This window comes from Aquabacterium sp. J223, from assembly GCF_024666615.1.
Classification (GTDB): Bacteria; Pseudomonadota; Gammaproteobacteria; order Burkholderiales; family Burkholderiaceae_C; genus J223.
Window position 1 is genome coordinate 1,715,096 of sequence record NZ_CP088297.1, and the last position, 18,872, is coordinate 1,733,967.

At 74.9% G+C, this 18,872-nt stretch carries 16 protein-coding genes; 8 read left to right on the top strand and 8 right to left on the bottom strand.

The genetic code is table 11. The features are described 5' to 3' along the window. Positions 1–6 precede the first annotated feature (6 nt). Entirely contained in the window at positions 7–1,407 is a 1,401-nt protein-coding gene (locus LRS07_RS08260) for a tetratricopeptide repeat protein (protein ID WP_260501455.1), read from the bottom strand. 90 nt (positions 1,408–1,497) lie between these two features. Between LRS07_RS08260 and LRS07_RS08265 the strand changes: the two genes are divergently transcribed. Continuing rightward, entirely contained in the window at positions 1,498–2,541 is a 1,044-nt protein-coding gene (locus LRS07_RS08265) for a GlxA family transcriptional regulator (RefSeq protein ID WP_260501456.1), read from the top strand. A 16-nt stretch (positions 2,542–2,557) separates the two neighbouring features. On the opposite strand, the gene LRS07_RS08270 is transcribed toward LRS07_RS08265, so the two are convergent. Then, complete coding sequence (locus LRS07_RS08270) at positions 2,558–2,704, bottom strand: hypothetical protein (protein WP_260501457.1); 147 nt, start codon at positions 2,702–2,704, stop codon at positions 2,558–2,560. A 90-nt stretch (positions 2,705–2,794) separates the two neighbouring features. Between LRS07_RS08270 and LRS07_RS08275 the strand changes: the two genes are divergently transcribed. Continuing rightward, positions 2,795–3,721: an oxygenase MpaB family protein gene (locus LRS07_RS08275; protein WP_260501458.1), complete on the top strand. Its 927-nt coding sequence runs from the start codon at positions 2,795–2,797 to the stop codon at positions 3,719–3,721. Then, positions 3,718–4,854, top strand: a complete 1,137-nt coding sequence (locus LRS07_RS08280; protein WP_260501459.1) for an App1 family protein phosphatidate phosphatase — start codon at positions 3,718–3,720, stop codon at positions 4,852–4,854. Before LRS07_RS08275 ends, LRS07_RS08280 begins: the two co-directional genes overlap by 4 nt. A gap of 22 nt (positions 4,855–4,876) precedes the next feature. On the opposite strand, the gene LRS07_RS08285 is transcribed toward LRS07_RS08280, so the two are convergent. The 3 genes from LRS07_RS08285 to LRS07_RS08295 are packed head-to-tail and all read right to left on the bottom strand — an operon-like array spanning position 4,877 to position 10,490. Beyond that, positions 4,877–7,993: an efflux RND transporter permease subunit gene (locus tag LRS07_RS08285; protein ID WP_260501460.1), complete on the bottom strand. Its 3,117-nt coding sequence runs from the start codon at positions 7,991–7,993 to the stop codon at positions 4,877–4,879. Positions 7,994–8,002: 9 nt separating this feature from the next. Beyond that, the gene (locus LRS07_RS08290) at positions 8,003–9,148 is read right to left on the bottom strand and encodes an efflux RND transporter periplasmic adaptor subunit (RefSeq protein WP_260501461.1); all 1,146 of its coding nucleotides are present in this window, start codon (positions 9,146–9,148) and stop codon (positions 8,003–8,005) included. Positions 9,149–9,158: 10 nt separating this feature from the next. Next, positions 9,159–10,490, bottom strand: a complete 1,332-nt coding sequence (locus LRS07_RS08295) for a TolC family protein (RefSeq protein ID WP_260501462.1) — start codon at positions 10,488–10,490, stop codon at positions 9,159–9,161. A gap of 166 nt (positions 10,491–10,656) precedes the next feature. On the opposite strand from LRS07_RS08295, the gene LRS07_RS08300 reads away from it, so the two are divergent. After that, the gene (locus LRS07_RS08300; RefSeq protein ID WP_260501463.1) at positions 10,657–11,346 is read left to right on the top strand and encodes a response regulator; all 690 of its coding nucleotides are present in this window, start codon (positions 10,657–10,659) and stop codon (positions 11,344–11,346) included. Positions 11,347–11,373: 27 nt separating this feature from the next. Next, positions 11,374–12,735, top strand: coding sequence for a sensor histidine kinase (locus LRS07_RS08305; RefSeq protein WP_260501464.1), 1,362 nt, complete (start codon positions 11,374–11,376; stop codon positions 12,733–12,735). Positions 12,736–12,749: 14 nt separating this feature from the next. Here LRS07_RS08305 and LRS07_RS08310 read toward each other — a convergent pair whose 3' ends face one another. Together LRS07_RS08310 and LRS07_RS08315 are read right to left on the bottom strand one after the other, a co-directional pair. Continuing rightward, on the bottom strand, positions 12,750–14,006 hold the full coding sequence (locus LRS07_RS08310) for a sensor histidine kinase (RefSeq protein WP_260501465.1): 1,257 nt from the start codon (positions 14,004–14,006) through the stop codon (positions 12,750–12,752). Continuing rightward, on the bottom strand, positions 14,003–14,659 hold the full coding sequence (locus tag LRS07_RS08315) for a response regulator transcription factor (RefSeq protein ID WP_260501466.1): 657 nt from the start codon (positions 14,657–14,659) through the stop codon (positions 14,003–14,005). The genes LRS07_RS08310 and LRS07_RS08315 overlap by 4 nt, the downstream gene beginning before the upstream one ends. Before the next feature lie 85 nt (positions 14,660–14,744). On the opposite strand from LRS07_RS08315, the gene LRS07_RS08320 reads away from it, so the two are divergent. Together LRS07_RS08320 and LRS07_RS08325 are read left to right on the top strand one after the other, a co-directional pair. Next, positions 14,745–16,388 carry a phosphoethanolamine transferase gene (locus LRS07_RS08320; RefSeq protein ID WP_260501467.1) on the top strand — a complete coding sequence of 548 codons (1,644 nt, stop codon included), beginning with the start codon at positions 14,745–14,747 and terminating at the stop codon, positions 16,386–16,388. Next, positions 16,367–16,975, top strand: coding sequence for a phosphatase PAP2 family protein (locus LRS07_RS08325; protein WP_260501468.1), 609 nt, complete (start codon positions 16,367–16,369; stop codon positions 16,973–16,975). Before LRS07_RS08320 ends, LRS07_RS08325 begins: the two co-directional genes overlap by 22 nt. 81 nt (positions 16,976–17,056) lie before the next feature. On the opposite strand, the gene LRS07_RS08330 is transcribed toward LRS07_RS08325, so the two are convergent. After that, on the bottom strand, positions 17,057–18,442 hold the full coding sequence (locus tag LRS07_RS08330) for an FAD-dependent oxidoreductase (RefSeq protein ID WP_260501469.1): 1,386 nt from the start codon (positions 18,440–18,442) through the stop codon (positions 17,057–17,059). 134 nt (positions 18,443–18,576) lie between these two features. On the opposite strand from LRS07_RS08330, the gene LRS07_RS08335 reads away from it, so the two are divergent. Then, positions 18,577–18,771, top strand: a complete 195-nt coding sequence (locus LRS07_RS08335; RefSeq protein WP_260501470.1) for a hypothetical protein — start codon at positions 18,577–18,579, stop codon at positions 18,769–18,771. Positions 18,772–18,872 lie beyond the last annotated feature (101 nt).

The following is an 18,872-nucleotide window of genomic DNA, read 5'->3' on the forward strand; positions in this document are numbered from 1 at the left end:
GACGGCTCAGGCCAACCGCCCGATGCGCTGCAGCCAGAGCGCCGTCAGCGGCGTGCCGGCCTTGGCCGGGAAGCGCTCGTGCAGCACGTGCCGCGCCAGCGCGCGGTCACCGGCGCGCACCGCCGCGTCGAGCAGCGTCAGCGTGAGCAGGTCGCGCTGCGCGTGGCTGCCGCCGAAGCCGTGGGCCCGGTCGCGGCACCGCAGCAGCCCTCGCGCCGCGTCGGACCAGCGGCCGCTGGCGTGGTCGGTGAAGGCCAGCGCCAGCGGCAGTCCGACCTCGGCCGACATGCGCCGGTTGGTCGGGCCGCCGCTGGCCGGTGAACGAAGCGCGTCGAGGAGCGAGTCGCCGGCCGATTGCAGCGCGGCCACGTCCCCGGCGCCGGCCAGCGCGATGAGCGCGTGCAGGTCGTTGAAGGCGTAGAAGCCGGCGTCCGGCGCCTGCGTGGACCAGGTGCGCCGCAGCGCGTCGAAGCGGCTGGCGACGTCCACCCCCAGCAGCTTCAGCCGCCAGAGGACCGCGGTGCCGTCGACCCGCTGCAGCGCCATGTCGGTGGCGGGGGCGAGGTGTGCGTCGTAGGTGGCCAGGGCGCCCTCGGTGTCCAGCGCTTCCATCTGGAACAGGGCGGCATGGAACCACTGGTGGAAGGCGAAGCCGTTGTCCACCGCCCAGTCGGCGTGGCGCGAGCGCAGCCATCGCGCGCCGTCGTGGTGCCGGCCCTGCATCTCGAAGACATGGGTCACCGCATGCACCGCCCAGGGGTCGCGGGGGTTCACCGCCAGCGCGGCACGGCCGGCGTCCTCGGCCTGCGCGTGGTGCCCGCTTTCCTCCAGGCCGAAGGCCAGCATGCCGAGCACGAAGCCCCGCAGCGGCAGGCCGTCGGCCCAGTGCGGCAGCACCCGCTGCGGCCGCCGCTTCAGGTTCAGCGCATCGCCGCGGTAGAAGTCGAACAGGTGGGCGAAGAGCAGGGCGGCCACGTCCAGCGGCCAGCGCACGAGGATGGCCTCCCAGGCGTCGCACGCGGCCTCCCAGTCGCCGGCGGCCGCGGCGGCGGCGGCGTGGGCGTGCGCGCGCTCGCGTTCGGTGCCCCGTGCCGCCGCCTCGGCGCCGCCGCGCAGGAGTTGGCGCGCCTGCAGGGTCGGGCCGTGTTCGCCCATCGTCAGCAGCAGGCCCGCCTTCAGCGTGGTGGGCAGGGCCCAGCCGGGGTCCTCGGCGGTGGCGGCGTCCAGGGCGGCGAGCGGGTCGCCGAAGTAGGACAGCATGGCCTGCAGCGCCGCCTCGAGGTGGTCGACGGCGGCCTGCGACCGGGTGCCGACGGCCAGGCCGCGGGCGTCGGTGCGGCAGGGTCTCGCGGTCCTGCTGGTCCTGCTGGTGGTGCTGGTGGTGTCGTCGTCGACGGCGGCGTCCATGGCGTTCCTCTTCATAATCGTTCGGGGTCGCCAATGTCCCGCCACGCCCGCGGCGTCGCCAGGGCCGTTCATGCAAGGGAGCGGACGATCGTGCCAAAACGACCGGAGCCCATCACCGTCGCCCTGCTGGCCACGCCGGAGGTGTCGGCCGCCACGCTGTTCGGCTTCTACGACGTGCTGGCCGGCACCCGGCGCGACTGGGAGGTGCTGCACGGCCGCGAGCCGGTGGCGTCGCCGTTCCGGCCGCTGGTCGTCAGCCGCGACGGCCAGCCCTTCGCCGCCGGCAACGGCGTGCGCATCGCGCCGGACGCCGCGCTGCGCGACTGCCCGGCGCCGGACATCGCCATCGTCACCGACCTGATGATCGCCCCCGGCGCCGCGGTGGGCGACCGCTACGACGACGAGGTGCGCTGGCTGCGCGCCGCCTGGGAGGCCGGCGCCACGCTGTGCTCGGCCTGTTCCGGCGCCCTGCTGCTGGCCCGCACCGGCCTGCTCGAAGGCTACGACGCCACCTCGCACTGGGCCTACTGCGATGCGCTGGCGCGCGAGCACCCGCGCACCCGTTGGCAGGCCGAGCGCGGCCTGGTGGCGGCCGGGCCGGGGCAGCGCTTGCTGATGGCCGGCAGCGGCGCCGCCTGGCACCTGCTGGCGCTGGCCGTCATCGCCCGCTTCGCCTCGCCGCAGGAGGCCATGCAGGTGGCGCGGGTCAACCTGCTCGGCGGCGCCGACGCCAACGCGACGGCCTACGCCTCGCTGACCCACGGCCAGCGACCCGACGACCCGGTGGTCGCCCGCTGCCAGGTGTGGGCGGCGTCGGGTTATGCGGCCGAGAACCCGGTGCGCCGCATGGTCGAGCTGTCCGGGCTGCCGGAACGCACCTTCAAGCGGCGCTTCACGCTGGCCACCGGCATGAGCCCGATGGAGTACCTGCACACCGTGCGGCTGGAAGAGGCGAAACAGCTGCTCGAATCCACCGACCTGCCGGTGGAGGCCATCGCCGTCGAGGTGGGCTACCAGGACGCCAGCTTCTTCGGCCGGCTGTTCCGCCGCAAGGTGGCGCTGACGCCGGCACAGTACCGGCGCCGCTTCGGTGCGTTGAGCCAGCAGTTGCGGCGGGTGGCGGAACCCGCCTGACGCGGCGGCGCCGCGCTCAGGCCTTGTGCTTCAGCTTGCCCTTGGGCAGCACCGTCGTGACCGGCGGCATCGGCCGGTCGGCGCCGCCGGCTTCCTTCACCGGGCCGCTGTCCTTCTTCGGCTTCTTCACCATCTTGTTGCTGCGCTGTTCGCCTTTTGCCATGGGATGCTCCTCGTGGTGAAGGCACTGTAGCGCCTGCCCGCGCCCCCGGGCCCGCCCCGGCGCCGGGGCGGGCACGGGAACGTGGGTTGCGTGTCGTCCTCCGTGCTCGCCCGCCCGCTGCTCCTTCCCATCGACCGCGCCTACGCCCGCTTCCTGCAGCCGGCCGGCACGCCCACGGTCGACTTCGCCGAGCCGCGGGGCGAGCCGGCGCTGTGCCCGGCCGACGGCGTCAGCTGGCGGGTCTGCAAGAACCCGGTGACGCTGACGGTCGGCGGCATCGCGGCCGTGCTGCTGGAGCTGGCCGAGCCGCGGGTGCGCAGCGGCGTGTGGGGCCACAGCAATTTCCGCGACGCGCCGGTGCGGCGGCTGCAGCGCACCGGCCTGGCCACGCTGGTCACGGTGTACGGGCCGCGCTCGCGGGCGCTGCGCCTGGTCGACGCCGTGCACCGCGCCCATGCGACGGTGCGCGGCATCACCCCCGACGGCATCGCCTACGACGCCCGCGAGCCCGAACTGCTCGACTGGGTGCAGGCCACCGCGGCCATCGGCTTCGTCGACGCCTGGCAACGCTGGGTGCGGCCGCTGTCGGCCGCCGAGCGCGACCGCTACCTGGCCGAAGGCGCACCCGCGGCGCGGTTGTACGGCGCCACGGCGGTGCTGTCGTGCGAGGCCGACTGGCCGGCGCTGCTCGACCGCATGCTGCCGCGGCTGCGGCCCTCGCCGGTGCTGCACGAGTTCCTCGCCATCCTGCGCGCCGCGCCGCTGCTGCCGGCGCCGCTGAAGCCCCTGCAGTCGCTGCTGATCCAGGGGGCGCTGCAGCAGGTGCCGGCCGAGGTCCGGCGGCGCACCGGGCTCCAGGCGCCGGCGATGGGCCGCGGCGCCGAGCGCCTCCTGCGCGGGCTGGCGCGCACGGCCGATCGGCTGTGCCTGCCGTCCAGCCCGCCGGTGCAGGCCTGCCGCCGGCTCGGCCTGCCGGCGACGCACCTCTATCCCGGCGTGCGAGGGAGCGAGCCGTGAGCGACTGGTCGCGACTGCTCGCCATGGCGGCGCGCCATGCCGACACCTGGGGCGACCGCTGGCGGCAGCGGCGGGCGGCGGGGCGCACGGTGCCACGGCCGGCGCATGTGCAGCCCTACCTGGGCTTCGGCACGACGGCGCGCCTGCAGCTGGCCGGCCGCGTGCTGCACGGCCAGCCGCCGCCGCCGGCGCAGCCGGGCGACAGCGCGCTGCGCAACGCGCTGCAGTTCGTCCGCCGCATGGCCTCCAGCGAGGTGCCGGGGGCGCGCCTGAGCGTGCGCCACGGCGAGCTGCAGCAGCAGGTGGTGGCCGACGACGAGGGCTACTTCCAGGTCGACCTGCGGCCGGTGCCGCCGCTGCCCGACGAGGGCGGGCTGCACGAGGTGGAACTGCGGCTGCAGTCCGACCACCCGGCCGCCGGCGGCGCCGACGCCACGCAGGCGCTGGTCATGCTGCCCTCGCCGCGGGCCCGCTTCGGCGTCATCAGCGACATCGACGACACCGTGGTGCGCACCCATGTGCACAGCCGCCTGCGCATGCTGCTCACGCTGGCGCGCACCAACGCCCACACCCGCCAGCCGTTCGAGGGCGTGGCCGCGCTGTACCGGGCCCTGCAGGCCGGCGCCGGCGGCGACGAGGGCAACCCGCTGTTCTATGTCTCGAGCAGCCCGTGGAACCTGTACACGCCGCTGGTCGAGTACCTGCAGGCGCAGGACATCCCGCTCGGCCCGCTGCTGCTCAAGGACTACGGCGACCACAGCCTGGCCAGCCTGCACGACCACCACGGCCACAAGCAGGCGGCCATCGAGCGGGTGCTGGGCACCTACCCCGCGCTGCCCTTCGTGCTGATCGGCGACAGCAGCGAGCAGGACCCGGAGATCTACGCCGACATCGCGCTGCAGCGGCCGCAGCGCATCCGCGCCGTCTACATCCGCAGCCCGCGGGTGAATGCGCGGCGGCAGGCCGCGGTGGACCGCCTGGCCGACCGGGTGCAGGACGCCGGCGTGCCGATGCTCGGCGTGGCCGACAGCGTGGCGGCGGCGCGGCATGCGCTGGCGCTGGGCCTGATCGACGAGGCGGCCGTGGCCGCGGTGCAGGCGGACCGGCGCCGCGACCTGGCGTCGCCGGGCTAGGGCGCCGGACCCAAGCGTCGGTTCAACGCTCTGCCGGCGCCTGGTCCGGCCACACCGGCTCGGCCGGGGCGGGCGCCGGCTCGCGCCGCGCCGCCCAGGCCCACAGCGTGGGCAGCACCAGCAGCGTCAGCAGCGTGGCCGACACCAGCCCGCCGATGACCACCACCGCCAGCGGGCGCTGCGTCTCGGCGCCGATGGCGCGCGACAGCGCCATCGGCAGCAGGCCCAGCATGGCCAGCAGCGCCGTCATCAGCACCGTGCGCAGCCGCGTCAGGCTGCCCTCGATGGCCGCGCGGTCGATGGGCAGGCCCTCGCCGCGCAGCTGCTCGAAGTAGGTGACCATCACCACGCCGTTGAGCACCGCCTGGCCGAACAGCGCGATGAAGCCGATGGCGGCCGACACCGACAGCGGGATGCCGGTCAGCGCCAGCGCCACGATGCCGCCGATCATCGCGAACGGGATGTTGGCGACGATGAGCAGCGCGTTGCGGAACGACTTGAAGGCGTCGAACAGCAGCAGGAAGATGACCAGGATGGACAGCGGCACCACCCACGACAGCCGCTTCATCGCCCGCTGCTGGTTCTCGAACTCGCCCGACCACACCAGCTCGTAGCCCGCGGGCAGCTTCAGCTCCTTGGCCGTCAGCGCCTGCAGGTCGGCCACCACCGAGCCCATGTCGCGGCCGCGGATGAACAGGCCCACCGCCGCCACCCGCTGGCCGTTCTCGCGGGCGATGTTCATCGCGCCGCTGACCATGCCGATGTGCGCCAGCTGCGACAGCGGCACCTGCGCGCCACCGGGCGTGGCCACCAGCAGGCCGGGCAGCTGGTCCAGCGTGCGCGCGCCGGGGTTGAGCCGCACCACCACCGAGAAGTGGCGCTCGCCCTCCCACAGCTCGGAGCTCACCCGCCCCGCCAGCGCGGTCTCGATGGCGTCCTGCACGTCGCCGACGTTGACGCCGTGGCGCGCCGCGGCGTCGCGGTCGATGTCGATGCGCATCTGCGGCAGCGTGCCCTCGCGGTCGACGAAGGCGCGGGAGATGCCCGGCACCTGCCGCGCCAGCCCGACCATGCGGCTGGCCAGCGCGCCCAGCTGCTGCAGGTCGTCGCCCTTGATCTTGATCACCACCTGGCCGTCGATCTGCGAGATGCTTTCCAGCACGTTGTCGCGGATGGGCTGCGAGAACGACGTCTCCAGGCCGAGCAGGTCGTCGAGCTCCTGGTCCATCGCCTCGATCAGCCGCTCCTTGTTCATGCCGTGGCGCCACTCGCGCTCGGGCTTGAAGCCGACGAAGGCCTCCAGGCCGTTGAAGATCTTGGGGTCGGTGCCGTCGTCCGGCCGGCCGACCTTGGTCACCACCGTGGCCACCTCGGGCACCCGGTGCAGCAGCTCGCGCACACGCCGCGCCATGGCCTGCGCCTCCTGCGGCGACACCGACGGCGGCAGCTTGGTGTTGACCCACACCGTGCCCTCGTCCAGCTCCGGCAGGAACTCCGAGCCCAGCGTGGCGGCGAGGCCGCCGGCCAGCGCCAGCGCGCCCACCGCCGCCGCCAGCACCGGCATCGGCCGGGACAGCGCCCAGTGCAGCGCCGGCGTGTACACCCGCTTGCAGGCGCGCACCAGCCGGTTGTCGCCGTGCGGCACCTGCTTCCTCAGCAGCAGCAGGCACAGCAGCGGCACCAGCGACAGCGCGAGGATGAGCGAGCCGACCAGCGCCGAGGTCACGCTCCAGGCCATCGGCGAGAAGATGCGGCCCTCGTGGCGCTGCAGGGTGAAGATGGGCAGGTGCGCCGCGATGATGATGATCATCGAGAACAGCGTCGGCCGGCCCACCTCCACGGTGGCCTTCAGCACCGCGCGCATGCGCTGGGTCTTGCTCTTCATCTGCCGCGCGTCCAGCTCGCCCAGCCGGCGGAAGATGTTCTCGACCACGATGACCGCCCCGTCGACGATGATGCCGAAGTCCATCGCGCCCAGCGACAGCAGGTTGGCCGGGATGCCGACCACCGTCAGGCCGAGGAAGGTGGCCAGCAGCGACAGCGGGATCACCGCCGCCACGATGGCCGCCGCGCGCAGGTTCTGCAGGAACAGGAAAAGCACGAACATCACCAGCAGCGCGCCTTCGGTGAGGTTCTGGAACACCGTGTGCAGCGTCTTGCCGATGAGCCACGAGCGGTCGTAGTACGGCACGATCTGCACGCCGGCCGGCAGCCCGCGGGCGTTCAGCTGGTCGATGCGGGCGTGCAGCGCGTCGAGCACCTTCGACGGGTTCTCGCCCTTTCGCATCACGACCACGCCGTTGACGATGTCGTCGGCATCGTCCTGCCCGACCAGCCCCTGCGGCGGGTACTGGCCGACGCGCACCTGCGCCACGTCGCGCACCAGCACCGGCGTGCCGTCGACCTCGGCCACCACCACCCGCTCGATGTCGGCCGAGCTGCGGAAGCTGCCCAGCGAGCGCACCAGGAACTGCTGCCGCCCCTGGCTCATCGCGCCGCCGCCGGCGTTGCCGTTGGCGCGCTGCAGCGCGGTGAAGAGCTGGGCCAGCGTCAGCTTGCGGTCGCGCAGCCGCTGCAGGTCGGGGTTGACCTCGTACTGCTTGATCGCGCCGCCCATGGTCACCAGGTCGGCCACGCCGGGCACCTGGCGCAGCGCCTTCTCCACCACCCAGTCCTGGGTCTCGCGCAGTTCGCGGGTGGTGTAGCCGTCGCCGTGCAGGCGGAAGCGCATGATCTCGCCGATGGCGGTGGACGGCGGCGGCACCGTGGTCTGCACGCCCTCCGGCAGGTCCACCGAACGCAGCCGCTCCAGGATCTGCTGGCGCGCCAGCTGGTCGGTCGGCTTGTCGTCGAACGTGACCATCATGAAGCACAGCCCGTACTGGGTGTGCGTGAACACGCGCACCGTGTTCGGGATGCCGGTCAGCGCGATCTCGATCGGGATGGTGACCTGCTTCTCCACCTCCTCGGCCGCGCGGCCGGGGTAGAGCGCGATGACGTTGACCTGCGTGTCGCTGACGTCGGGGAAGGCCTCCACCGGCAGGTTGTTGAAGGCCAGCACGCCGCCGCCGACGAACAGCGCCAGCCCCAGCCAGATGAACAGCGGCTGCTTGAGCGCGAACTCGATGAACTTGTTCATCGCCGGCCTTCAGCGCCGGACCGAGGTCATCAGCTGGTCCAGGTACAGCCCGCCGCCCAGCACCACCTTCTCGCCCGGCTGCAGGCCGCTCTGCACCGCCCACGCGGTCGGGCCGGCCGGCCGCACGACCAGGTCGCGGCGCTCGTAGCGGCCGGGGGCCAGCTGGACGAAGGCCGCGCTGCGGTCGCCGCGCAGGAACACCGCGTCGGCCGGCACCAGCGGCGCGCTCACCGCCTGCTCCACCGTCGCGGTGACGTACATCTCGGCCTTCAGCCGCCGGTCCGGGTTGTCGATGCGGCCCAGCACCTTGACCGTTCGCGAGGCCGGGTCCACCGCGTCGGCCACCGAGGTGATGGTGGCGGTGAAGCGCTCGTCGGGCCAGGCCGCGGCACGCAGCGTCACCGGCCGGCCGGGCTGGAAGGCCGCCAGCTGCGTCTCGTTGACGTCGATCGACACCCACAGCCGCGTGGTGTCGCTGACGACGAACAGCGGCCGGGCCTGGTCGGGCCGCACCTCGGTGCCCGGGCTGGCGTTGCGCTCGACCACCGTGCCGGCCAGCGGCGCGGCGATGGCCAGCGACTGGTTGACCTGGCCGGCGGCCACGCCGTACTGGCTCAGGCGCGCACGGCTGCGGTCGCGCTCGGCGCGGGCGCGGGCGAGGTCGGCCTCGGCCTGCTGCAGCTCCTTGCCCGCGATGACGCCGCCGGCCGCCAGTTCGCGCGCGCGTTCGGCCGCGGCCTGCGCCAGCCGCAGGTCGGTCTCGGCCTTCTGCCCGTCGGCCTGCACCTGCCCGACGTCGCCCGAGGCCAGCTCGGCCAGCCGGTCGCCGCGGCGCACCGCCTGGCCGGGCTGCACCAGCACGCGGTCGAGGCGACCGCCGAAGGGCGGCCAGAGGCGCGCGGTGCGGTCCTCGTCCCAGGTCAGGCGCGCCGGCACCTGCAGGGGCTGGACGCGGTCGGTGCTCACCGTCGCGATGCGGATGCCCGGCGGGTCCTTCTGGCCGGGGAAGCTGACCACGGTCTCGGACACCGCCGGCTCGGCCTGCGGCGGTGGGTCGTCCTGCGGGCGTGCGCCGCTGCAGCCGGCCAGCGCGGCCGCCAGGGCCAACGAAAGGGCCGCGGCCAGCGGGCGCAGCGGAGAGGTCGAAGCGCTCATGGCAGGGCTCTCAACGGGCAGGGGCGGGCGAGGGCGCCGCGCCGGTCATGGGGTCGGTGGCCGTGACAGGCGGCGGCGCGGTGACGGTCAGCGCCTGCAGCGCGGCCCAGGCCTTGGCCGCCTCGGCCTCGGCGCCGACCCGCTCCTGCTGCGCGGCGCGCAGGTTGCGTCGCGCGTCCAGCACCTCCAGCACGCCGCTCGCACCGCGGCGGTAGGCCAGCTCGGCACCGGCCGCGACCCGTTCGGCCGCGGGCAGCAGCTCGTCCAGCACCAGTCGACGGCGCTGGCTCGCGGCCTGCCAAGCCAGTTGCGCGCGCACCGCTTCGTCGGCCGCTTCGACCTGCGTGCGCTGCAGCGCCTGTTCGGCCGCGGCCACGTCGGCCTCGCCACGGGCGATGTCGCCTTCGTAGGCGTGGCGCAGGAAGAGCGGCACGCTGACGAACACCGACACGGTGTTGCCGTTGCCGCTGTTGTTGGTCGGCGTGGTCGGGTAGCGGTCGGCCTGCAGGCCGACGGCCACGTCGCGCGTGCGCTGCGCCAGCGCCAGCTCGCGGGAGCGCCGCGCCGCTTCCAGCCGCGCGCGAGCCGCCACCACCGCCGGCCGCTGCGCCAGCGGCGCCGGCGTGGGCGGTTCGCCATCGGGCCCGTCGGCCATGGCCGCGGGTGCCAGGCGGTCGGCCTGTTCGGGCGCGCCCAGGGCCAGCGCCAGCGGCTGGCGCAGACGGCGCAGGTCGGCCTCGGCCTGCACGCGGTCGGCCTGCACGCGCAGCGCGTCGACGCGGAAGCGGCTGGCGTCCAACGGGGCCGCATCGCCGGCACGCACGCGGCGGTCCAGCGCCTGCTGCGATTCCTCGACCAGCTTGGCCGCGGCCTCCAGCCCGTCACGCCGCGCGGTGGCGGCCACCCAGTCGTGGTACAGGCCGAGCGTGGCCAGCAGCGCCAGGCGGCCCACCTCGGCCACGTCGGCGCGCACCGCCTCGCGCTGCGCCTCGGCGCCGGCCACGCGCAGCGCCGGCTTGCGGCCGCGCTCGATCAGCTGGTCGATGCGGACCTGGTGGTCGAAGGGCTTGTTCCACAGGCTGCTGCGCCCCAGGTCGCGGCCCACCGACGCGGCACCGAGCGTGAGCTGGGGGTTGGGCCGCTGCCCCGCCACCTGCACGTCGGCGGCGCTGGCGTCGAGTGCGCGCCGCGCGGCCAGCACGTCGGGATGGCACGCCGGCACCCGCTGGACGACCTGCGCCGCGGTCAGCCGGCCGGCCTCGTCGGCCGACAGCGGCGGGCAGGCCTGCGCCATGGCCGACGCGCAGCACCACAGCAGGACGGGGACGAGGACAAGGCGCATCGGACAATGGCACACAGGCGTCGGACGACGCCGCCCGCCGGGCGGGAGCCCAAGGAAAGGCCGCGATGCTAGGAAGACAACCTTGCAGTCACCTATCGCCCCACCGCCACCGCCGCCGCCCTGCGCGCGGCGTGCGCGGCCCTGCGGTTTTCGTCACGCTGCGCCCATGCGACTGCTGCTGATCGAGGACGACGCGGTCATCGCCCGCGAACTGGCGTTGCGCTGGCATGCCCGCGACTGGGCCGTGCTGGGCTGCACCTCGCTGGCCGCCGCGGACGAGGCGGTGCGCGACGGCGGCTTCGACCTGGTGGTGCTGGACCGCGGGCTGCCCGACGGCGACGGCCTCGACTGGCTGGCCCGGCTGCGCCAGCGCGACCGTCTCACGCCGGTGCTCGTGCTGACCGCGCGCGACCGTGTGGCGGACCGGGTGCAGGGCCTGCACGCGGGGGCCGACGACTACCTGGTCAAGCCCTTCGCGGCGGAGGAGCTGGACGCCCGGGTCGAGGTGCTGACCCGCCGCGCCGCGGCGGCCCGCGGCGAGCTGCTGCAGTACGGCCGCCTGAGCTGGCGCGGTGCCGAGGGCCAGGTGCTGGTCGACGGCCGGCGGCTGGAGCTGTCGCCGCGCGAGTTCGAGGTGCTGGGCCTGCTGATGCGGCGCGCCCCGCACGTGGTGCCGCGGCGGGTGTTGATCGACGCCCTGGCCGAACGCAACCTCGACGTCGGCGACAGCGCGGCCGAGGTCTATGTCTCGCGCCTGCGCCGCCGCATCGCGCCGGCCGGCCTGCAGATCCTCACCGTGCGCGGCTTCGGCTACCGGCTGGCGCTGGACGAGCAGGACGGACCCGGCCTGAAATGAAACCCCCAGGCTCGCGTCGCCACTGACATGAACCGCCTCGGGTTGACGCGGGACCTGCTGCGGCGGCTGATGGTGCCGCTGCTGGCCATCGTGGCGGCCACCGCGGCGCTGGGCAGCTTCACCGCGCAGCGGCTCACCGACCGGGTCTTCGACCGCTGGCTGCTCGACGCCGCGCACTCGCTGTCGCGTCAGGTGCGCTTCGAGGAAGGGCGGCCGCGGGTGGACCTGACGCCGCAGGCCGAGTCCATCCTCGCCTACGACGAGATCGACCGCACCGCCTATGCGGTGGTGCACTCGGGCCGCCACCTCGCCGGCCGGCCCGGCATCCCGCTGCGCGGCGAGCGGGTGCGGCACTACCCCAACGGCGCGCTGGCCTACGACACGGTGATGGAGGGCCTGCCGATCAGCGTGGCGCAGGTGGTGGTCGACGACGGCGACGGCCACAGCGTGCTGGCGCTGGTGGCCGAGACGCAGAAGAAGCGCCACCGCGCCCGCGACGACATCCTGCTCATGCTGCTGCCGACAGTGCTGCTGATGGCCGCCGCCGCCGGCGCCATCGTGCTCGCGGTGCGGCGTTCGTTGACGCAGCTGGCCGCCATCGCCGCGCGCTGGAACGAGCGCTCGCACGCCTCGCTGGCGCCCATCCCGGCCGTCGACCTGCCGCGCGAGCTGCTGCCCTTCGGCAGCGCCTTGAACGACCTGCTGGAGCGCATCCGCGCCATGCTCACGCGCGAGCGGCAGTTCGCCGCCACCGTCGCCCACCAGCTGCGCACGCCGCTCACCGGCCTGCAGCTGGGCCTGGCCCGGGCCGCCGAGGCGCCCGACTTGGCCGCCACCCGCCGCGTGCTGCGCGAGCTGGACGCCAGCACCCAGCGCAGCGCGCGCATGGTGCAGCAGTTGCTGTCGCTGGGCCGGCTCGACCCCGAGACCCGTGGCGACCTGCGGCCCGAGTCCACCGACCTCGAGGCGCTGGTGCGCGATGTCGGTCAGGGCTTCCTCGACCGGGCGCTCGACCAGGGCGTGGAGCTGGAGCTCATCGGCCCGCCGACGCCGGTGCACGTGGCGGCGCAGCCGGAGCTGATCGCCGAGGCCGTGGGCAACCTGCTGGACAACGCGCTGCGCTACACGCCGCGCGGCGGCCGGGTGTGGGTGGAGGTGGAGGCCGCGCCGCCGGCGCTGAAGGTCTGCGACTCCGGACCCGGCGTGCCCGAGGCCGAGCGCGAGGCGGTGTTCGAGCGCTTCGTGCGCGGGCGCGAGGCCCGCGGCGACGGCACCGGCCTCGGCCTGGCCATCGTGCGCGAGATCGCCGCCCTGCACGGCGCCGGCGTAGCCCTCGGCGCGTCGCCCGCCGGCGGGGCCTGCGTGACGCTGCGCTTCGCCGAGGGCTGAGACGCCGTCGAGCGTCAGGCCGGCGCCAGGCCGAGCTCGACCACGAAGCCGTCGTCCCCGTCGAGCAGCCGCAGCCGCCCGCCGTGGGCCCGGGCCACGCGGTCGGCCAGGGTCAGGCCGAGGCCGAGGCCGTCGTCGTAGGCCTGGGTGTCGAGCGCCGCCTGCATCTGCCGGCGGCGCTCGACCGGCACGCCGGGACCGTTGTCGGCCACCCGCAGCCGCGTTCCCTCGACCACGGTCACCCGCACCTCGGTGGCGCCGTGGCGCTTGGCGTTGTCGAGCAGGTTCAGCAGCGCGGCCGCCACCAGGTCGGGGTCGGCTTTCAAGGCCAGCGAGGGCGGCGCCTGCACCAGCACGCCCGGCACGGCCAGCTGCTGCAGCAGCGGGGCGAGGTCGGTGGTGCGCCGCAGCGGTTCGGCGCCGCTGCGGAACAGCTCGACCACCGCCCCGACCACCGAGCGCAGGCGTGCGGCGCCCTCGCGGATGCGCAGCAGGCGGTCGCGCAGCTCGGGCGGCGCCTCGCGCACCGCGACGGCCAGCTGCGCGTCGATGCCGGCCAGCGGCGTGCGCAGCGCGTGCGCGGCGTGCGCGGCGAACGCCTTCTCGTGTGCCAGCCGCATGCGCAGCCGCGACGCCAGGCCGTCCAGCGCGTCGTGCACCGGCCGCAGCTCGCGCCGTTCGGCGTGGCCCGGCGACCCGTCGGCGACCGGCGCCGTCGGGTCCCACCGGCCCAGCGCCGAGGCCAGGCTGTCCAGCGGCATCAGCTCGGCCTTCACGCGCGAGCGCAGCCAGACATGGCCGACCAGCCCCACCGACAGCGCCGCCAGCACGGCCGCCAGCGCCACCTCGGCCTGCGCCTCCAGGCGCTCCTCGCGGGTCTGGGCCACGTACAGCATCCGGCCGTCGGTGCCGAGGGCCACACCGAAGAGCCGGAACTGCGGCGCGTCGCTGAAGCCCGGCCGTGGGGCGGCCTGCCAGGGGACGGTGGGCGCGAGGTCGGAGCGCCGGTGCAGCCGGCCCTGACCATCGATCACCTGCCAGGCGAAGTGGGCCACGGTGCCGCCCGGCGCCGGGTCGGCGGGTTCGTCGCCGTCGGCCACCGCGGCCATCAGCCCGGCGGTCGACTGCAGCGCCTCGTCGAGCAGCTCGTCGACCTCGGTCGACGCCGCCGTCCACACGGCGGCACCCACTGCCAGGCCCCAGGCCAGCGACCACAGCGCCAGCGCCCGGGACAGGCGGGCGCCGATGGACGGCAGCTTCCGGCCCGTCATGTCCCGTCGACCCGGTAGCCCAGGCCGCGCACGGTCTCGATCAGCCCGCGGCCCAGCTTGCGGCGCAGCGCCGACACGTGCACCTCCAGGGCGTTGCTCATCAGGTCGGTCTCGTTGCCGAGCACCAGGCGTTCGAGCTCGCCCTTGGTGACGATGCGGCCGGCGCGCCGGCCGAGCGCTTCCAGCACGCGCCATTCGCGGGCGGTCAGCTCCACCCGACGGCCGGCCGAGGTGACGCTGCGCCGGGCGAAGTCGATGCGCACGTCGCCCGCCATGGCCAGCACGTCCTCGCGGCCCTCGACCCGCCGCCGCACCGCGCGCAGCCGGGCGGCCAGCTCCTCCGGCGCGAAGGGCTTGACCAGGTAGTCGTCGGCACCACCGTCCAGCCCCTGCAGCCGCTCGGCCAGCCGGTCGCGGGCGGTCAGCATCAAGGCCGGCGTGGCCAGGCCCGCGGCGCGCAGCGACCTCAGCAGGTCCAGGCCGCTGCCGTCCGGCAGTTGCCAGTCGAGCAGCCAGGCGTCGAAGGGCTCGTCGGCCAGGGCCCGCGCCTCGGCCACGCTGCGGCACCAGTCGACCACGTGGCCCTCGCCGCGCAGGAAGTCGCGCAGGCCGTCGCCCAGCAGTTCGTCGTCCTCCACCAGCAGCAGTCGCACGGGTTCGCGGGTCCGTCGGTCCAGCGCGCACGGTAGCAGCACCGGCTTCAGCCTGGCTTCAGCGGCCGCGGGCGAAATGGCGCCGATGCCGCTGCCACGCCTGCACGCCACCTCCGACCGGCTCGTGCTGGCGGCGTCGGCGTTCTGGACGCTGTCGGCCAACGCCGCCGTGCTGCAGGCCGGCCTCGACGAGCGCGGGCCGCTGCACCCGGGCGGCTGGGCCTTCACCGCCGACCTGCTGCTGCTGCTGTTCGCGCTGCACGTGCTGCTGCTGGGGCTGGTCGCCACACGCCGCACGGTGCGGCCGCTGCTGACGCTGCTGCTGCCGGCCGCGGCGGCGGCGTCCTACTTCGGCCGGCGCTACGGCGTGGTGCTGGACCCCACCATGCTGCGCAACGTGCTGCGCACCGACGTCGCCGAAGCCCGAGAGCTGCTCTCGCTCGACCTCGCGCTGCACCTGCTGCTCTTCGCGGCGCTGCCGATGGTGCTGCTGTGGCGGGTGCAGGTGCTGCGCCGGCCCTGGCCGAGCGCCCTGCGGCAGCGGGCGCTGCTGGTGGCCGGCGCGGCCATCGCCGCCGTGGCGCTGGCCTGGGCCGGCTTCCAGCCGCTGTCGTCGCTGTTGCGCAACCAGCGCGAGGTGCGCTGGCGCATCACGCCGGCCAACCTGCTGTGGTCCTCCGGTGCGGTGCTGCTCACCGACGCCAAGGCCGCGCGCCAGCCGCGCCAGCCCATCGGGCTGGACGTGCGCCGGGGCCCGTCCTGGTCCGGCCGTGATCGGCCGCTGGTGGTGCTGCTGGTCGTCGGCGAGACCGCCCGCGCGGCCAGCTGGGGCCTCAACGGACACGGCCGCCAGACCACGCCGGAGCTGGCCCGCCTGGACGTGGTGAACTTCCCCGACGTCACCGCCTGCGGCACCAACACCGAGACCTCGTTGCCCTGCCTGTTCGCCCCGGTGGGGCGGCGGCGCTACGACGAGGCGCGCATCCGCCGCGAGGAGTCGCTGCTGCACGTCGTCGCCCGCGCCGGCGCGCAGGTGCAGTGGCGCGACAACCAGAGCGGCTGCAAGGGTGTGTGCGACAGCCTGCCGACGCAGACCGTGGCCGCGGCGCTGGCCCCCGGCCTGTGCCCCGAGGGCCGCTGCCTGGACGAGGGCCTGGTGCACGACCTCGGGGCCCGGCTGTCGCACGCGGCCGGCACCCACCTGTGGGTGCTGCACATGCTGGGCAGCCACGGCCCGGCCTACTTCGCGCGGCACCCGGAGAACGTCGCGCCGTACCAGCCCGAATGCCGGCACGACGACCTGCGCCGGTGCTCGGTGCAGGAGGTGGTCAACGCCTACGACAACAGCCTGCGCTACACCGACCACGTGCTGGCGTCGGCCGTCGCCACGTTGCGCGCGCACGCCGGCCGGGTCGATTCGGTGCTGGTCTACGTCTCCGACCACGGCGAGTCGCTGGGCGAGCACAACCTCTTCCTGCACGGCCTGCCCTACGCCATCGCGCCCGAGGTGCAGAAGCGCGTGCCGATGGTCTGGTGGACCAGCCCCGGGCTGGAACGCGCAGCCGGCCTGCGCGACGGCTGCCTGCGGCCCGCGCTGCAGGCCGCGGCGGCGCGGCCGCTGTCGCACGACCAGCTCTTCCACAGCCTGCTCGGCCTGCTCGACCTGCGGACGGCGCTGCACGAGCCGGCGCTCGACCTGACCGCGCCATGCCGCGTGCCGGCGGGTTGAGCGCGGCGCCGTCGCGCGGGCGGCGGGACGCCCGGTCCTGCCTGCTGGCGCTGGCGGCGATCCTGCTGTGGGACGCCGGCCCCGGCGACCTGGTGGTCAGCGGCGGGTTCGGCTCGGCGGCCGGCTTCGCCTGGCGCCATGCCGCCTGGGCCGAGCGCGGGCTGCACGACGGCGCGCGCTGGCTGGCCGGCGCCGCGCTGGCGTCGCTGACCTGGGACGCCTGGCGGCCCGCCGGCGGCCACCGTGCCGGCCCCTCGGCCGGCGCGCGGCGCTTCTGGTGGGCGGTGGTGCTGGTCTGCCTGCTCGCGGTGCCGTCGGCCAAGCGCATCAGCCACACCAGCTGCCCCTGGGACCTGCAGCCCTTCGGCGGCACGGTGCCGTACGTGCCGCACTGGGCAGTGCTGCGCGACGGCGGCCCGGGGCATTGTTTCCCCTCCGGCCATGCGGTGTCGTTCTTCGCCTTCCTGCCGGTGTACTTCCTCCGGCGCCGGCATGCGCCGCGGTGGGCGCGACGTTTCCTCGCCGCGCTGCTGGTGCTGGGCACGGCGGGGTCGCTGGTGCAGGTGGTGCGGGGGCTCACTTCGTGAGCCACATCGCCTGGTCGGCCTGGGCCTGCTGGACGGTCTGCGTGCTGGCCGCACCGGTGGAACGGTGGGCCGAGGGACGCGTCAGCCGGTGGCCGGTCCGCCGGACGAGGCCTTCACCGTGCGCATCGGCTCGCGCATCAGCACGAATTCCTCCGCCGCCGTCGGGTGGACGGCGATGGTGCGGTCGAAGTCGGCCTTGGTCGCGCCCGCGGTGAGCGCCACCGCCAGGCTCTGCACGATCTCCGGTGCGTCGGGGCCGATCATGTGCACGGCCAGCACGGTGTCGTCGTGCGCATCGACCAGCAGCTTCATGCGGCTGCGCGCGTCGCTGCCGACGAAGGCGCTGCGCATCGGGCGGAAGTCGGTCTCGTAGACCTTGAGGTCGTGGCCGGCGGCCAGGGCCTCGGGCTCGGTGGGGCCGACGGTGCCGATCGGCGGCAGCATGAAGGTGGCGCTGGCCACGCGGCGCAGGTCCACCGTGCGGTCGCTGCCGGCGAAGAGCATGTCCGCCACCGCGCGGCCTTCGGCGATGGCCACCGGGGTCAGCGGCTTGCGGGCGGTGACGTCGCCGATGGCGTAGACGCCGGGCACCTCGGTCTGCAGCCGGTCGTCCACCGGGATGGCGCCGCGGCCGTCGCAGGCCAGGCCGAGGCCGGCGGCGTTGGGCTTGCGGCCGGTGGCGTTGAGCACCCAGGGAAACTCGCGCACCCGGTCGTCGCCGAAGGCCAGCAGCAGCGTGCCGTCGCCCTTCATCACCCGCTGCGGCACCACGCCGGGGTGCAGCTCGACACCGGCGGCCTGCAGCGCGGCGGCGGCCGCGGCGCGCAGCATGGGGTCGAAGCCGCGCAGCGGCAGGCTGTCGCGGAAGTACAGGCACACCGGCACGCCGAGGCGGGCGAACAGGCTCGCGAACTCCACCGCGATGTAGCCGCCGCCGATGAAGGCGGCGCTGGCGGGCAGCTCGGCCAGGTCGAGCAGGTCGTCGCTGCTGGCGCACAGCTCGATGCCGGGCAGGGTGTCGCCCGACGGCCGCGAGCCGGTGGCCACGATGACGTGTCGCGCGGTGAGGCGGCGCTCGCCCACGCGCACGGCGTGCGGCGCACCGTCGCGGCCCGGCTGCAGGTGCGCCCAGCCCTCGATCAGCTCGACGCCGGAGGCCGCGAGCAACTGCCGGTACACGCCTTCGAGCCGCGCGGTCTCGGCCGCCTTGGCCTGCTGCCAGCGCGCCATCGAGAAGGTGGGCGTTGGACCGAGCTCCCAGCCGTAGCCGCGGGCCTCGGCCAGGTCGTCGGCGTGCTGCGCGGCGTACACCAGCAGCTTCTTCGGCACGCAGCCGCGCAGCACGCAGGTGCCGCCGACGCGGCGACCCTCCACGATGGCCACCTTGGCGCCATGCAGCGCGGCGCGGCGCGCGGCCGCGATGCCGCCGGAGCCGGCGCCGAGCGTTACCAGATCGAAGTCCGTCATGTGCGATATGTCTCGAAGGGCGGGCAGGCGGGCACCAGCTTACGCGGGGCCGGCCCCCGGGGTTGCGGGAAGGAACAACAACGCGTGCCGCCGGATAGTGAGGGCCTTGGCTTTACCGATGTCAGGGGAAAAAAATGATCCGTCCGAACCATGCCACCGCGCTGTCCATCCCGCCGGGCCACGTCGGCCCGATGGTGCTGCCGGGCACCGGCCGGCCGATCTACTGGACCGGCCGCATCGCCATCGGCCTGCGCCACGAACGGCCGGTGCACACGCAGGAGGTGTCGCATTCCACGCTGTGGGTCCAGCGGCTGATGCTGAACCGCTGACGCCCCGGGGCCGCCGGCCCGTCCGCACGGGCCCGGCGGGTCCCCGTCGGCCACGAGGCCGGCCTGTCCCGGGTGGCCGCCAGGCCATCGGCTATCCTGTC